We start from the raw sequence: 15,551 nt of genomic DNA on the forward strand, positions 1-15,551 counted from the left end.
AAAAGTCTTTACACGTCGCCCAAGGACATCATGTTGAGTTGTTTTGCAAAAAAGTCTTGACTTATGCACTTACCGCACGAAAGATGGAGGCCAGCCATAAGGCTCCCCCACGTGAGAAAGGCTCGATGATGAGCGAAACAAAACATGGCGCGACGACGTCCTCCAGCCGCGAGACCGCGCTCGGCACGGTGGCCACACAACTGGATGTTGCCGACGATCCCCGCGCAGTCAGGCGCCGCGAAAAGGCCGCGTTCGCCTTGGGAGATATCGCCTCCAACCTGACATGGACCACGATTTCCAGCTACTTGCTCTTCTTCTACACCGACGTGGCCCTCATCAGCGCCTCAGTCGCCGGCACCGTGATCCTGGCTGCAAGGCTTCTGGATGCGTTCTTCGACCCAATGGTGGGTGTCATTCTTGACAGGACACATACGCGGTGGGGGCGGGCGCGTCCCTATCTCCTCTTCGGTGCTCCATTGCTGGGAATCCTGACTTTCCTGACGTTCCTAACGCCCGGCGGGGGCGACAGCACCTGGACAATCGTGTACGCGACCGCCACCTTCCTGCTGGTCGGATTGGCATATTCAATCGTCAATGTGCCCTACGGCGCGCTCATGGCAATGGCCACCCGTGATTCCGGCACCCGCATGAAGCTGGCCGGCTACCGTTCCTTTGGCGTGGGCCTTGGAATCATCATCGTTTCCACCCTCACCCAACCTCTGATCATTGCCATCGGCGGTTCCCCGACCTCCCAATTGGGGTTCGCGGTAACCATCGGTATCTTCGCTCTGGCTGGAATGCTGCTGCTTTGGGTAGTAGGCGCAACTGTGAAGGAACGCGTCCCCCTCACCCCAGTGATTCATGGGCGTGCAGCGCTGGGCGCATCACTGAAAACACTCCTGCGCAACGGACCGTGGCTCGCCGTCTTCTCCTTTTCGGTACTCGCTTTCGCCCGACTCGCCATCATCACCGGCGGCGCCGTTTACTACGCCCTCTACGTCCTGGGGAACCCTGTAGCGATCCCGGTCATACTGCTGGCCTTTTCCCTCTCGGCAGTGTTCGGATCGCTCATCACGCCGTGGGTGTTGCGTCGGCTTGGCCACCGCCGGGGAATCATCCTGGGCCTGATCGCCTCAGTGATCCTCACCGTTGCCCTGTTGTTCGTCAAGGATGACCTCATCGCATTCAGCGTGGTGTTCTTCCTTGCCAACATTGTGGGCGGTTTCGGTTTTGTTGCTGCCCCCGCGCTGACGGCAGACACAGTCGAATGGCAGGAATGGCGCAGCGGACGACGTGACGAAGGGTTGCTCTTCGCCGGGTACAGCATGAGCACCAAGATCGGCGCCGCCATCGGATCAGCTCTGCTGGCCTGGAGCCTGGCGGCTATCGCCTACAACCCCGCCTCCATCACGCCCGAGGTCAGCAACGGCGTCATGCTGATCTTCATCCTTCTTCCGGCGGTCATCGCCGCACTGCAGATCTTCGCGATCTCCGCCTACCGCCTCGAAAAGCGGCTTCCACAGATAAAGAATGAGATCCGCTCCCGCAGGGTGGCCGAGGACCCCAGCGCACCATGAGATCATCATCCACGGGAGACACCTCAACGAACGGACTACTTATGCCAACCCACTCAGACCCGGCGGAGTCGACCGTTGCTACAGCAACTCCCGTGGATGACATCCTCCAAGGTGGCATCGACGGAAGCTCCGGCGCCGTCGCGCCTGCCCTTGAAAGCGCGCCCCTCGCCGCCGTAATTGAGTTGGTCCGCAGTGGGCGGGCAACCACCAGGCCCCAGCTGGTGACAGTCAGCGGGCTGGGAAGAAGAATCGTCTCCCAGCGTGTCGAACAGGCTCTGGAACTTGGCCTTCTGCAGGAGGGTGAACTTGCCCGCTCTGAGGGTGGCAGGCAGGCAAGAAGCTTGAAGTTCAACTCACAGGCCGGACACGTCTACGCGGCACTCGTTGGTGCCTCGGAGATGACCGTGGCTGTGGCGGACCTCGACGGCAGACTTACCGACAGCATCCATGAGGACTGGAGCGTCGAGTCAGGTCCTGCAGCCACCATGGAGCGCCTCAGAGAACACTTCACGACCCTCGCCCGACGCACCGGCGTGCATCGTCCGTGGGGAATCGGAATCGGCGTACCAGGACCGGTGGACTTCGCGTCGGGCAGGTTGGCCGCTCCGCCCATCATGCCAGGCTGGGACGGGTTCAGCGTTCGAGCCTGGCTCAGGGACCACTACGACGCCCCGGTGTGGGTGGACAACGACGTGAATCTCATGGCCTTGGGTGAATGGACCCAAGGACAAAACAACGACCGCCGCGACATGCTGTTTATCAAGGTGGGCACTGGGGTGGGCGCAGGACTGATTGTGCACGGGCGCCTTGTCCGGGGTGAACGGGGCGGCGCCGGCGACATTGGGCACACCCATGTCACTGACGACCCCACCAAAGCATGCCGCTGCGGCAAGACCGGGTGCCTGGAAGCGGTGGCCGGAGGCTCGTCCCTTCTCATGGAAGCCACAGACCGCAGCAACGAAAGCCCTGCACTGCAAAAAGCAATCGACAGTAAGGGCAGGCTGACGCTCGGAGACATCGGGAACGCCGCGAGGAACGGTGATCCGTTGGCACTGCAACTCATAGACCAACGCGCCCGGGCCATCGCCGAAGTAGCCGCAAACCTCGTCAATTTTTGCAATCCGAAGTGGCTCGTTATAGGCGGTGGTGTGCTGAGGACCGGAACTCGTTTCCTTGAAGTCCTGGAGGCCAAGGTCCTGGAACGCTGCACGGACCTGGTAGCAGACAGCCTGGAAATCCGCCCCGCGTCCCTGGACCACCTTGAAGGGGTCATCGGCGCGGCGCTCCTGGGAGCCGAAAGCTTGCTCCACCCGGCGACCCTGACACGGTGGGTCGAAGACGGCTCACCCCTAGGACACGCCGCGGCGCTCCAGCGCCACGCGGCCGCGTTCAACTGACAGGAGCAGCAACGCATCGCTGTATACAGCCAGCTGGCAATGTGTCGTTTCGTGAGCTGGTTCTCAAGCTGGTTCCCGGCGGCCGTGGAGAGCTCATTGACGTTTTCACCACCGCGTTGCTGGGCATTGCAGGGGTCCTCGCCGCTGCCGCAGGTATCCAGGTTGTGCTGCGGCTCCGGGCGGAAGAAGCGGAGGGACGCGCTGAAATGCTTCTGGCGGCGCCGCGTTCCTCGGCACGGTGGCTCGCTGCGAACTTGACCCTCGCCACAGCATCTGTTGTCATTGTCGCTGTGGTGGCGGGAACGGCAGCGACGGCAGGGCTTGCTTTGTCGGGAGTGCCAAGCGGACCGCCCGGCTTGCTCGTTGGCGCCGCTCTGGCACATGTACCAGCCGCTGTCGTTTTCGCCGCCGCCGTGGCCTTCGCAGTTGTTCCCCGGGTGAGCGTTGCCTTGGGCTGGGGGTTCTTGGCTGTCGGGCTGGTATTGGGACAATTCGGCGAACTGATGCGCCTGCCTGTCTGGCTCCAGGATCTTAGCCCGTTCCGTCACACCACGCCGATGCCCGTCGAAGCGTTCGACCCCATAGCTGCCCTCATCATGACCGGCATTGCCCTGGCCGGAGCAAGTGTAGCCGCTTATCTGTTCAGACAGCGGGACCTCACAGCATAAGCCGCTCCCGTAGTCAGCTCGTGAGTCATGACAGCACAAGCTTGGGCCGCCGAAATCACGCCCATTTACGGGTCCGGGACGATGGATCCGCGATCTGTTCCAGGGCAGCCACACCGGCGGCGAGGCCGTTCTCCGCCCGGACTTCGGCTCCCACCTCCTCGGCGCGGGAAGCGTAGGAGGCGGTGTTGACGAGGTCTCCGAGGCTGTCGGCCAAGCGCGTACGGAGATGCCTCGCGGGCACCGGGGCAGGTCCGATGCCAAGCGCCTGGACCTGTGCGCCCCAGAAGGGCTGGTCTCCCAGGAACGGCACAATCAAGGTGGGCCGACCCGCACGGATGCCTGCCGCCGTCGAGCCTGCACCGCCGTGGTGAACCACCGCAGCGACCTGCGGGAACAGCCATTCGTGAGGAGCGCCCTCCAGGACCAGAACATCGTCCGTCCCAGCCTCCCCCGGCGCGATTCCGCCCCAGCCCGTGGCGACGATTCCGCGCAGGCCGTGGACCCGCAGCGCGGACAGAACCGCGTCCCGGCGTTCTTTCGCCCCCTTGCCGAACCCCATGGAACCGAATCCAACATAGACAGGAGGCTCCCCCGCCGCGAGGAAATTCACCAGCCCTGCGGGTGGAACCCAAGCGTCGCCGCTCTCAGGGAACCAATAGCCGGTGACGTGCGCCGACGACGGGTAGTCATCGGGAATGGGCACAACATGTTTGCTGTACGGGTACAGGACGTGGACCGGACTGCCGTCCGGGTTTATGAGTGGGTCGGCAAGGCGACGGAAGCGACCCAACCCTACGTCGCGTCGGAATTCGCTGATCATGCCGCCGTACATGATCCCGCTCATTCGGCGAAATCCGTACGTTGCCCGGTTTCCCAGTGCACCGAATGAGGCTCCGCCAAGGAAGGGCATGGCGTGCGCGCGAGTTGGGGTAAAGAACGGTATCGGGAGGGAAAGCACACCAGGCACTCCCAAGGCCTCAGCGATGTGCGGCCCGGCAAGGCACTTGGGGTGGTAGAGCACGACGTCGGGGCGCGCGGCTTGGGCTGCAGTCCAACACTCATCGTTCAGCTCGCGCATGGCCGAGGTCATGGCGCCGAGCGTTCGGAGCGCATCCCCAGGTCGGCTGAGCTCGGGCATGACCTCTTGAAGCAGGCGCAACATCGTCGAGCCGGCGGGTCGGTGCGTGATGGTCCCGGGTCCGGCGTGTGGCACCAGGTCTGCGAACCCTTCGGGCACGGCGAGGGTGACGTCGTGCCCCGCACGGGCAAGTGCTCCGGAGAGGGCGGCGTAGGGCTGAATGTCCCCGCGGGTTCCGAACGACATGATCAAAACGTGCATGGCATGCTCCTCTGGACGGACTTTTCGCCGCCCGGGGACGGGGCGGCATCACCGCCGACCAGACTTCCCGGCACACCATTTGGCATGCTACACCCTCGTTGGCCCCCATTGACCAAAACGGGAGGGGCAGCCCCTTTCGCAGGTCCGCCCCTCCCCCATACTGTGTTGCAGTTACGTGCTGGTGGCGTCCTGCACTTCACCGACGAGTTCTTCAATGATGTCTTCAAGGAACAGCACGCCGGTGGTTTGGCCCTCCGCGTCGAAGACCCGCGCGACATGGGCGCCGCTGCGGCGCATGGTGGCCAGTGCGTCCTCGAGTTCGCTGCCGCTGTAGGCGGAGGCGAGTTTGCGGATCCGCTTGGCCGGCACCGGCTGGGCGAACTTTTCCGGGGTGGTCAGGTCCATGACGTCCTTGAGGTGCAGGTACCCGGTGGGCGTACCGTTGTCATCCGTGAGGATGTACCGGGAGTAACCATGCACGGCGACCGCGCGCTGGATGTCCGCCGGCGTCGAAGTTGCTGGCAACAGCACCATCTGGCCGATGGGAACTTCGACGTTGGCGACGGTTTTGGAGGTGAACTCGAATGCCGCAGTCAGGGTGCCACTGGTGTCGCTCAGCATCCCGTCCCGGGTGGACTGCTCCACGATGTTCGCGACTTCGTCCAAGGTGTAGGCGCTGGTGGCTTCGTCCTTAGGTTCGACCTTGAACAGGCGGAGGATGGAGTTCGCGATCCCGTTCAGGGTCCAGATCACGGGCTTGACGATCTTGGAGACCATCACCAAAGGCGGGGCCAGGATCAGTGCCGCGCGGCTCGGGACGGAGAAGGAGATGTTTTTGGGCACCATTTCACCGATCACCACGTGCAGGAACGTCACCAGCAACAGCGCTGTTATGAACGCGATAATGCCAATGGCTTCACCGGATAGCGACGTCAGGCCGAGCGGGATCTCCAACAGGTGATGAATGGCCGGCTCTGAGACGTTCAGGATCACCAGGGAACATACGGTGATACCCAGCTGGCTGGTCGCCAGCATCAGGGTCGCATGTTCCATCGCCCACAGCGTGGTTTTGGCTGCTTTGCTGCCGGCTTCGGCCTTCGGTTCGATCTGGGACCGGCGGGCCGAAATGACGGCGAACTCGGCACCCACGAAGAAGGCGTTCACCACCAGGAGTACCACCAGCCAAATAATGCCGGGAAGGTATTCACTCATGGGTCAGCTCCTGCGTGAGGTTGTCGACGATCCGGTCATGAGGGCTTTTGGACTGTTCCTGTGATTCGTCCGGAGTAAAGCGGATTCGTTCCACGTGGGTCCCAACCACACGCTCAACACGCAACGTCCCACCAGTGACTTCGACTTCATCCCCGAGCTCGGGGATGCGGTCCAACTCGTCCGTGACGAACCCGGCTACTGTGTCGTATTCCTCGCCGTCAGGAACGGCAATGCCGGTCCTGTCCAGAAGTTCATCAGGCCGGAGGGAGGCATCAAAGGTGATGGCGCGGCCGGTCCTGACCACACCCACCCGGGCGCGGTCGTGCTCGTCTTCGAGTTCACCGACGATCTCCTCCACCAGGTCCTCGAGGGTGACGATACCGGCCGTACCACCATGCTCATCAGAAACAATCGCTACCTGCAGGCCTTGCTTGCGGAGCAGGCCCAGCAGCGAATCAACGCCCATGGATTCCGGAACCCGCAAGGGCTCGATCATCAACTTTTCAGCTGTCACCTGGTCGCGTTGATCCAGGGCGACGGCGAAGGCCTGCTTCACATGCAGGACACCCAAAACCTCGTCACGGTCGCGACCAATAACGGGAAAGCGTGAGTAGCCCGTCGAGGTGGCAAGGATAACAATGTCCTCGGCTGTGTCAGTGATATTTACGGCAGTCATCCGCACCCGTGGTGTCATGACATCCGCGGCGGAGTGTTCGGAGAACCGCAACGTCCGGTGCAGCAGTACAGCATGGTCCAAATCGAGGGATCCTTCGAGCGCGGAACGGCGAACCAGGGAACTGAGTTCTTCGGCGCTACGGGCGCCGGAAAGTTCTTCCTTAGGTTCGATGCCGAACGAACGGATGATGCTGTTCGCGGTGTTGTTGAACAGCAGGATCACCGGTTTGAACACAGCTGTGAACAATGCTTGGAAGGGGACAACGACCTTGGCGGTCGCCAACGGCAGGGCCAGGGCGAAGTTCTTAGGCACCAGCTCGCCGATCACCATGGAGAAAATGGTGGCCAGGAAGATGCCCGCAACGGCACCGATCCCGGGAACCACGGCCTCGGGGAGGCCCATCGCCAGCAGTGGGCCGCTGAGCATCTTGCTGATGGCTGGCTCGAACGTGTAACCAGTTAGGAGCGTGGTCAACGTGATACCGAGCTGAGCACCCGACAAATGCGTCGAGGTGATCCTAAGTGCCTTGATGGTGGGCGCCAAGCGCTTCTCACCGCGGGCCTGACGAGCCTCAAGGTCGTTGCGGTCAAGATTGACCAGCGCGAATTCGGAGGCAACGAAAAATCCGGTACCGACCGTCAGGATGAGGCCGATGCCGAGCATGATCCATTCATACATTCGGGCGCCCCTCTCCCGTGATGGCCGGCGAGCCGGTCAGAAAGTCGAGGGGCCAAGGCATATGTGAAGGAGGGTCATCCATAGTGCCAATAAGTCTACGGAATCCTTGCGTCCTAACCTGCCCCTGTGCGCCGTGGGCAGAATTAGAGCTTGAAAGCATCCCTCCGGACAGACCTCAGTCCCACTTTCGTCACCAAGGCAGTTTTAGCGGTGGACACCATACCCACTAGGACCGGACCCTTGGGCGCTCTTACCAATCACAACATGCGGCACTGACAGCAACTGCTGTCAGTGCCGCATGTTGTGTGCATCATGACCGCGCAGGCCAACGACATATCGGGGCCTGCGAACCGATACCGAGGTATCCGTCCTCGTAGCACCATCGAGATACGGTCTAAGGTTGCAGAGCTCTTGCTCTCGGGGACACCTGCGAGGACTTGCTAAGGTTCGAGGCGTCCGGGATCCCGGGTGCGATTACATGTCGCACTTGTAGGCAACCCAGCACGCTTCGGCTTCAAGTCATGGGATACCGGGCGGCAACGGTCAGAGGAGGGGTGATGGTGCACCAGACGCAAATAATGATGCCTCAGATAGCCTCAAGGGTACTTGCCAGCCAACGGGTCGGCTTCGACATGTTCAGCCGACAACCGCGTCTGCTGCGATGCCCCATGATGAGCCGGCTTCATGTCGCTGCGGCCACTCGCCTGAGATGAACAGAAGTAGGGCGAGGAGGGGCAGGGAATGGCTGTGATCAGTCTCAATAAAGGCGATTTAAGTGTGAACAATGTCCACACCCCCTTTGGCCTGACAAAGCTCCCCACAGCCAAGCCTCTTCACTCCAAGAAACGAGCCAAAACCAGGACCTCGGACACAGGATCTCGAAGTCATGTTGTACGCAGTCCTCCTAGCCATGAAGAGGTGTAGGACAACCACGACCTACTGAACGAACCAGGAAAGGAACACATAGCCCCAGCTCAGAGCCAGCGGAGGGCCCGCCAGCCACGACCCTGAACCCGCTCCCCCACAATCAAACAGGCGGCCCGCGGCGCCAGGCACACCCCGCGGCCAGTGTCAGAGGGACCCGACCAACCAGAATGTACACACGTTAAAGCAAAAACCCCCTCTGACGAGGGGGTATGCCGTGCCCGAGGTGGGACTCGAACGTGATTCCAAGCCTTGGAAACACTGGGAAGTGGCGGAAACATGCGGAATCCGGGCCAGTCCGGCGGCTGTACAGGCCAGTCCGAGGTGGAAAGTGTGGACATCGTCCACACTTCCTTTTTGTCCTTTGCAACCTGTCCGCGCCCGTGTCCGGTGCGGCGCGGGCGATTTGGATATCGTCGAACATCGCCATTGTCCGACCAGTACCGATTTGGCCCACCTGTAAGTCGAACCGACGCGATCCACACCTCGCAGCTTTGGGCGGGTTGGAGGGTGCGGATCACGTCGGTCTTTTCCTAGTCTTTGCTGCTGAAGGCGGCGTCGAAGGAGGTCTGCGAGGCGGGGAAGTCGAACTTCTTGAGGGCCGCGAGGGCTTCGGGGGCGCCGTGGAGGCGGTCCATGCCGGCGTCTTCCCATTCCACGGAGATGGGTCCGTTGTAGCCGATGGCGGTGAGGGCGCGGAAGGATGATTCCCAGGGAACGTCGCCGCGTCCGGCGGAGACGAAGTCCCAGCCGCGGCGCGGGTCGCCCCAGGGCAGGTGCGAGCCCATAACGGTGTTCCGGCCGGTGGGGCGCAGCTTGGTGTCCTTGCAGTCCACGTGGTAGATCCGGTCCTTGAAGTCCCAGATGAAGGACACCGGGTCGATGCCCTGCCACATGAAATGGGACGGGTCCCAGTTCAGGCCGAACGCTTCGCGGTGGCCGATCGCTTCGAGGGTCCGGACGGTGGTCCAGTAGTCGTAGGCGATCTCGGAGGGGTGGACTTCGTGGGCGAAACGGACCCCGCATTCGTCGAAGACGTCCAGAATGGGGTTCCAGCGGTCGGCGAAGTCCTGGTAGCCGGCCTCGATGACCTTCTCGGGGACGGGAGGGAACATCGCGACGTATTGCCAGATGGAGGAACCGGTGAACCCGACCACGGTGTCCACGCCCAGTGCCTTGGCGAGGCGGGCGGTGTGTTTCATTTCCTCGGCCGCGCGCTGGCGGACACCTTCGGGTTCCCCGTCGCCCCACACCTTGGAGCCGACGATGGCTTCGTGGCGGAAATCGATGGGGTCATCGCACACTGCCTGGCCCTTGAGGTGGTTGGAGATGGCCCAGACCTTCAGGTTGTACTTCTCCAACACGGCGAGTTTGGACTCGACGTAACCGGGTTCGTCCCAGCGCCAGGCGTCCAGGTGGTCTCCGGAGACGGCGATTTCCAGGCCGTCATAGCCCCAGCCCGAGGCAAGGCGCGCGACTTCCTCAAAGGGGAGGTCGGCCCACTGGCCGGTGAACAGGGTGAACGGGCGGGTCTGTTGATCGGGCATGAATCTATCCGTTCTGGTCGGAACGCTTACGCCGCGGCATAAGCGATGACGTTTTCTTTGGTTGCTTGTGCCTTATCCAGTTCGGCCACCACCCGGCCGGACCGCATGACCATCACTCTGTCGGAAAGCTCCAGCAGTTCGGGGAGTTCGCTGGAAATGACGAGTACGGCTACGCCTCTGCGGGCCAGCTGCTCGATCAGACGATGGATCTCGGCCTTCGCGCCGATGTCGATGCCCTTTGTTGGCTCGTCCAGGATGAGAACCTTGGGATTGCTCGCCAGACAGCGTGCAATGATGACCTTTTGCTGGTTGCCGCCGGACAGGGACTGTATCGGCGTCTCCGCGGACGGAGTCCTGACATCAAGTTCCTTGATATATTCGCCCACCATCTTCTTTTCATGGCCCCTCTGCAGCACGCCCCACTTGCTGATCTGTTTCAGGAGGGTCAGGGTGGTGTTTTCGCGGATGGACAACATGGGGATGATGGCCTGCAGCTTTCGCTCCTCCGGGACGAGGGCAATACCGGCGGCGATGCCGTCAGACGCACCATGGAGGCGAAGTTTCCGGCCGTTGATCTCTACGGTTCCTGCGTCTGCTTTGTCTGCCCCGTAGATGCACCGGGCGACCTCTGTCCGGCCCGCACCGACGAGTCCTGCCAGCCCAACGATTTCCCCTGCGTGCAGTCGAACATTCACGTCCTCAAACGCTCCGGCACGGCTTAGACCCTGTGCCTCAAGAACCAGTTCACCGCGTTCGCGGGGAATATGCTCGTAAAGGTCCACGTCCCGGCCCACCATCAGCTGCACCACGGATCGGGCATCGAGCTCACCCGCAGGGACGGATGAGGCCACAGTCTTGCCTTCGCGGATGACGGTTATCCGGTCCGCCAGGGTGAAGACTTCCTCCAGTTTGTGCGAAACATACATGATCGCCAGGCCCTTGCCCCGAAGCTCGTTGACGAGCTTGTACAGCTTCTCAACGTCCTGCTCGGTCAGGGCGGTGGTTGGCTCATCCATGATGATCACTCTTGCGTCCTGGGCGATGGCGCGCGCGATTTCCACCATCTGGCCGTCCACCGTTGAGAGCGCCATCGCAGGAGTGTCGAGGTTGAGGTGCGGTGCAACCTGATCGAGTGCCTTCCTTGCCCGCTTGCGGATCTCGCGGCGAGAGAGGATGCCGTTGCGTCCACCCCAGTTTCCCAACAGTACATTTTCGGCTACGGACAGGTCCGGGACCAGGTTGTGCTCCTGGTAGATGGTTGCAATCCCGGCGGCTTTGGAGGCCGCTGTACTGGAGGGCATGAGTTCGCCGTCCACGTACACGCCCCCTTCGTCGGGAGTGTAAAACCCGCTGAGCGTCTTAATCAGCGTCGATTTACCGGCTCCGTTCTCACCACAGACGCAGTGCACCTCTCCGGCATGAAGTTCGAAGTTCATGCCGGAGAGGGCAACGACGCCCGGAAACAGTTTTACGAGATTACGTGCTTCAACGATTGCTGGAGCACGTCCGGGCGTCTTAGTCACGGCAGTTCCCTCCTCAGGAAGGTGAGTCCATCTCTGGCCAGTGCGTCCATGGACGGTGCCACCGGCCGCCAGAGCGAAACAGCCTTGGCGATTTCCTCCACCGTGGGGAGGAAAGATTCGACCACAATGGAACCTTGGTAATCGATCGTTTTCAACGCGTCAAAAGTCTCGGACCAAGGAACGTGTCCGCTGCCGGGCGTTCCGCGATCGTTTTCTGAGACTTGGAAATGGAAGACCTTGTCCCCGGCAGAGGCGATGGCCGCACCGATGTTCTTCTCTTCGATGTTCATGTGGAACGTGTCCAGCATCAGGCCTACGTTGTCCCGGCCGATCAATTCGCACAGTTCCAGTCCCTGCTCGACCGTGTTGACCAGATCCGTTTCGAAGCGGTTGAGCGGTTCAATGGCCAGGGTGACGCCTCGTTCGGAGGCGTAGTCGGCCACTTCACGCAAACTGTCGGCCGCCCACTGGCGCTGCTGCCGACGTTCCTCGGGGGGAAGGAGCCGTGCTTTGCCGGTGGCGGAGTACATCGGGCCGGCCACGTGGGGGGATCCGACGGCTTGGGCGATGTCAACGCAGAGTTTCAGGTAGTCAATGCCCTGCCGCCGCTTCTGCGGGTCTTCGTGTGAGACGTCGCGATCGGGTCCGAATGCACCGCAGATGGACACGGGCAGTCCGGTCCGTTCCGAGGCCTTCTTCAGTGCTTCCGCACTGACTACGGCTGGGTCTTCAATGCAGACCTCGATCAGGTCGTAGCCCATCTCCTTGGCGACGTCGAACTGATCAACGTCGTGGTCGGTGAATGGGGAGACCAGGATGAAGGTGCTGACTCCGAATTCGTATTTACTCATTGGGCCACAGCTCCTGTTCCAGCTTCTTCATTTCGTTGATGGCCTTTTCGGTGTAGGGGTCCAGGAATTCCAGGTGCCCGCCACGTGCCATTATGGCGAAGGGATTCGACGCGGCCGGTAGAAGTTCGAAGGTCAGGTAGCCGTCGAAGTTGATGTCCTTTAGCGTCTGCAGTGTCGGACGAAAGTCGATGTGTCCTACGCCGGGGGCTGCCCGGTTCGAGTCGGCGAGGTGGACGTGGTTAACCTTGCTGCCGGCGCGGGCGAACGCTCCGTGGATGCTGTCTTCTTCGATGTTCATGTGGAAGAGGTCGCCGTGCACGCCGGCGTTCTTCAGACCAGTAGCGTCCAGAAGTTCAACGGCCCGGTCGAGCCGGTTCAGAAAATGTGTCTCGTAGCGGTTCCATGGTTCGAGGGTGATGTTGATGCCGACGCTGGCAGCGTATTCGCCAAGTGTGCGGACATTCTCGACAGCCCATTCCCATTCCTGTTCATCGCTGGCCAAGGCTTCGGTCTTGCCCACCGGGGATGGCCCCACGATGATGGTCGGAGCTCCGACGGCGGCGGCGAAGTCAGCTACTGACTTGCCGTAGTCCAAGGCCTTCTGCCGGTTGGCGGCGCTGGGGTTGATCAGGTCGCGTTCTTCTCCAAACCAGATGCTGCAGATGGAACTGACGTCGATGCCGGCGTCGCTGGTCAGTTTGTTGATCTCATCGACGTTGTGCGTTGCCGGTTCTCCGACCAGTTCAATGGCGTCGTAGCCATAACGGGCAACGCGATCGATGCCTTTAGCAATGTCTTCCTGGTAGTAGACGATGGCGTTGTAGGAATACTTGAAGCGGGACATGTTTCTCCTTGAGGGAATTGGTGTTGCTGCCTGGCCAAGCGGCGGGGCCCGGCCAGGCAGCCGAGGTGTTAGCTGCGCTAGTCCTTGAAGATGTTGCCCCAGAGAGTGGGGTCATCGACGTTCTCTTTGGTGATGAGCTTGGTGTCAGTCAGCTGCATCTTGGGCACCTGCTTGCCGTCAAGCAGGTCAACCTGGGCCTGAAGGGCCAGTGCGCCCATCTCGAACGGGTTCTGGTCCATCGTGGCGTCCTGGACACCATTGCGGATCCTGTCAAGGGCAAGGGGTGTGCCGTCTACTCCGACGAGCGGGATGTGGTTTGCGGCGCCGACCGGAGCGTCCTTGTTGATCTGTGAGAGGCCGGAGACGATCCCCCGCACCATTTCGTCGTTGTGGCTGAAAAGCCCATTGATACTGGAGTCTGCGGTGAAGTTATCGACGGTCAGGGACAGAGCGTTGTCCGCAGTCCACTGTGCGTCACGGCCGATGACCTTGATGCCGGGGAACTGCTTGATGCCATCGTTGAACCCCTTGCCGCGCAGAATCGCGTGGTATGCACCCTTGGCTCCTTGGTATTCAAGGACAGTTCCCTTGTCACCCATCAGTTTGGCCAAGGCTTCAGCGCCAAGCTTGCCGGCCTTTTCGTTGTCGAAAGCGACGGCAGCGTCGGCGATGTCACCCGGGATGACAGAGTCCACGGTGGTGACGGTCTTTCCGGCGTCGTGGATCATCTGGACTCCAGGAACCAGTTCAGCGGAGTTATTCGGGCTGAGGACAATGCCGTCCACACCCTGGGCGAGTTGGTCCTGGATCTGGCTGATCTGCGTGCTGGAATCTCCCTTGGCATCAAGGACTGTGACTTCCACGCCGAGTTCCTTCGCCTTATCCTTGACTCCCTGCCCGAGGGCAACCATGAATTCAAAACTCTGGCTGTAGAGCAGGACGGCGATCTTCTTAGTCTTCGTTCCGTCGTTTGCTTCCTGGGCGGCGCTGGGTGCTCCGCAGCCGGTGAGGGCTATGGCTGCGGCGGAGACTGCCGCGAGGACCGCCAGTTTGGGTGAGGTCTTCATTGACTTAATCTTTCTGTTGGGTGCTAAGACATGTCGGCTGGGCCGGCCTGTATGCGGGTGAGCTGTTAAGCCGAAGTTCCGGTGGTGTGCGCTGTGGCCGGCCCGGTAACCGGGCTGCCCGCCGTCGTCGGGTCTATCGCCGGCGGCGGTCCGATCCTGCGTTTCCTTGACAGGTTCTTTTGGACGTACTTGTAGCGGTACACGTCCAGGGCGGCCGCAGCGAAGATGACGACGCCCTGGACAATGCGGTCGTAGGACGAAGGGATTCCGAGCAGGTTTACGGCATTGGAGACCATCGCGATCAACAGCACGCCGAGCAGTGTGCCCTTGATGTTTCCTTGGCCGCCGAAGAGGCTTGTTCCGCCGATGACCACTGCGGCAATGACGGTCAGTTCAATACCGTCGCCGGCACGCGGGCTTCCGGAGGCCAGACGGCCGGTGAGCAGGAGTCCCGCCATTCCCGCAGAGAGACCGGCGATGATGTAAGCGTTCATCGTGACACGATCGACGCGGATGCCTGCAAGCAGGGCGGCTTCCTTGTTGCCGCCGACGGCGTAAATGGAACGTCCGTAGGTAGTACGGGTCAGGACCAAGTGGGCCAGGAAAGCCAGCACCAGAACGGCCGGTATCAGTAAAGGAATTCCGGCGACCTTCGCGCTGACCATATCGGTGAGCACCTTCGGCACCGGCGTGATGTTACCGCCGTCGGAGTAGGCGAAGGCGATTCCCGACCCGGCGGAGAGTGTTGCCAGGGTCGCGATCAGCGGGGATATACCCAGCTTCGTTACCATCAGTCCGTTGACGGCTCCGACTCCGGCGCCAACCACGAGGCCGGTCAGGAGCCCGATTGCCGGCGGCATATCCATGTTGACGATCACGCCCATGGACAGCACGGACGACAGGGCAGCTGTCGACCCCACCGAGACGTCGATGCCGCCGGTAAGGATCACGAAGGTCATGCCGATGGCGAACACACCGAGGATCGTGCACTGGTAGAGCAGGTTTACCAGGTTGACTGTGGTCAGGAATACCGGGCTCAGGAACGTCAGCAGTACACCGAAGAGCAAGACGACGACCAGCAGGCCCTGCGCACCGATGAAGTCGCCGACGCCGGAGAGCCGTGAACGGGACTCGTCGTGGGATTTTCCGGGGCCAGCCCTCCCGGAAACCGAACCGGCGGAGCCGGTGGCTGTTTGTGGCTGCATGTTTGTATCTCCAGTCAATTCGACACTTCCTCGGGTCGGAAGT

The 15,551-nt window shown here is 61.5% G+C and carries 12 protein-coding genes; 3 read left to right on the top strand and 9 right to left on the bottom strand.

Features of this window, described 5'->3' with window-relative positions; all coding sequences use genetic code 11:
* Positions 1 to 128: 128 nt before the first annotated feature.
* From N7568_RS02970 to N7568_RS02980, 3 genes are read left to right on the top strand one after another with little or no spacing between them, the layout of a single operon-like run.
* Positions 129 to 1,577, top strand: a complete 1,449-nt coding sequence (locus tag N7568_RS02970) for an MFS transporter (RefSeq protein ID WP_261608411.1) — start codon at positions 129 to 131, stop codon at positions 1,575 to 1,577.
* Positions 1,578 to 1,618: 41 nt separating this feature from the next.
* Positions 1,619 to 2,974 carry an ROK family protein gene (locus tag N7568_RS02975; RefSeq protein WP_261608412.1) on the top strand — a complete coding sequence of 452 codons (1,356 nt, stop codon included), beginning with the start codon at positions 1,619 to 1,621 and terminating at the stop codon, positions 2,972 to 2,974.
* A gap of 41 nt (positions 2,975 to 3,015) precedes the next feature.
* On the top strand, positions 3,016 to 3,642 hold the full coding sequence (locus tag N7568_RS02980) for a hypothetical protein (RefSeq protein WP_261608413.1): 627 nt from the start codon (positions 3,016 to 3,018) through the stop codon (positions 3,640 to 3,642).
* Between the two features lie 55 nt (positions 3,643 to 3,697).
* On the opposite strand, the gene N7568_RS02985 is transcribed toward N7568_RS02980, so the two are convergent.
* The 9 genes from N7568_RS02985 to N7568_RS03025 form a co-directional block, all read right to left on the bottom strand.
* Positions 3,698 to 4,981 carry a glycosyltransferase gene (locus tag N7568_RS02985; RefSeq protein WP_261608414.1) on the bottom strand — a complete coding sequence of 428 codons (1,284 nt, stop codon included), beginning with the start codon at positions 4,979 to 4,981 and terminating at the stop codon, positions 3,698 to 3,700.
* Between the two features lie 171 nt (positions 4,982 to 5,152).
* Positions 5,153 to 6,193: a hemolysin family protein gene (locus N7568_RS02990; RefSeq protein WP_261608415.1), complete on the bottom strand. Its 1,041-nt coding sequence runs from the start codon at positions 6,191 to 6,193 to the stop codon at positions 5,153 to 5,155.
* Positions 6,186 to 7,547, bottom strand: coding sequence for a hemolysin family protein (locus tag N7568_RS02995; RefSeq protein WP_261608416.1), 1,362 nt, complete (start codon positions 7,545 to 7,547; stop codon positions 6,186 to 6,188). The genes N7568_RS02990 and N7568_RS02995 overlap by 8 nt, the downstream gene beginning before the upstream one ends.
* Positions 7,548 to 9,004: 1,457 nt before the next feature.
* A complete protein-coding gene (locus tag N7568_RS03000; RefSeq protein WP_261608417.1) occupies positions 9,005 to 10,018 on the bottom strand; it encodes a sugar phosphate isomerase/epimerase family protein in 1,014 nt (337 codons plus the stop codon).
* Between the two features lie 26 nt (positions 10,019 to 10,044).
* Complete coding sequence (locus N7568_RS03005) at positions 10,045 to 11,541, bottom strand: sugar ABC transporter ATP-binding protein (protein WP_261608418.1); 1,497 nt, start codon at positions 11,539 to 11,541, stop codon at positions 10,045 to 10,047.
* The gene (locus tag N7568_RS03010) at positions 11,538 to 12,392 is read right to left on the bottom strand and encodes a sugar phosphate isomerase/epimerase family protein (RefSeq protein ID WP_261608419.1); all 855 of its coding nucleotides are present in this window, start codon (positions 12,390 to 12,392) and stop codon (positions 11,538 to 11,540) included. The genes N7568_RS03005 and N7568_RS03010 overlap by 4 nt, the downstream gene beginning before the upstream one ends.
* Positions 12,385 to 13,236, bottom strand: coding sequence for a sugar phosphate isomerase/epimerase family protein (locus tag N7568_RS03015; RefSeq protein ID WP_261608420.1), 852 nt, complete (start codon positions 13,234 to 13,236; stop codon positions 12,385 to 12,387). The genes N7568_RS03010 and N7568_RS03015 overlap by 8 nt, the downstream gene beginning before the upstream one ends.
* Positions 13,237 to 13,313: 77 nt before the next feature.
* Complete coding sequence (locus N7568_RS03020) at positions 13,314 to 14,303, bottom strand: sugar ABC transporter substrate-binding protein (RefSeq protein ID WP_261608421.1); 990 nt, start codon at positions 14,301 to 14,303, stop codon at positions 13,314 to 13,316.
* Positions 14,304 to 14,368: 65 nt separating this feature from the next.
* A complete protein-coding gene (locus N7568_RS03025; protein ID WP_261608422.1) occupies positions 14,369 to 15,508 on the bottom strand; it encodes an ABC transporter permease in 1,140 nt (379 codons plus the stop codon).
* Between the last annotated feature and the right edge of the window lie 43 nt (positions 15,509 to 15,551).

Source organism: Paenarthrobacter aurescens (genome assembly GCF_025421775.1).
GTDB lineage: Bacteria > Actinomycetota > Actinomycetes > Actinomycetales > Micrococcaceae > Arthrobacter > Arthrobacter aurescens_B.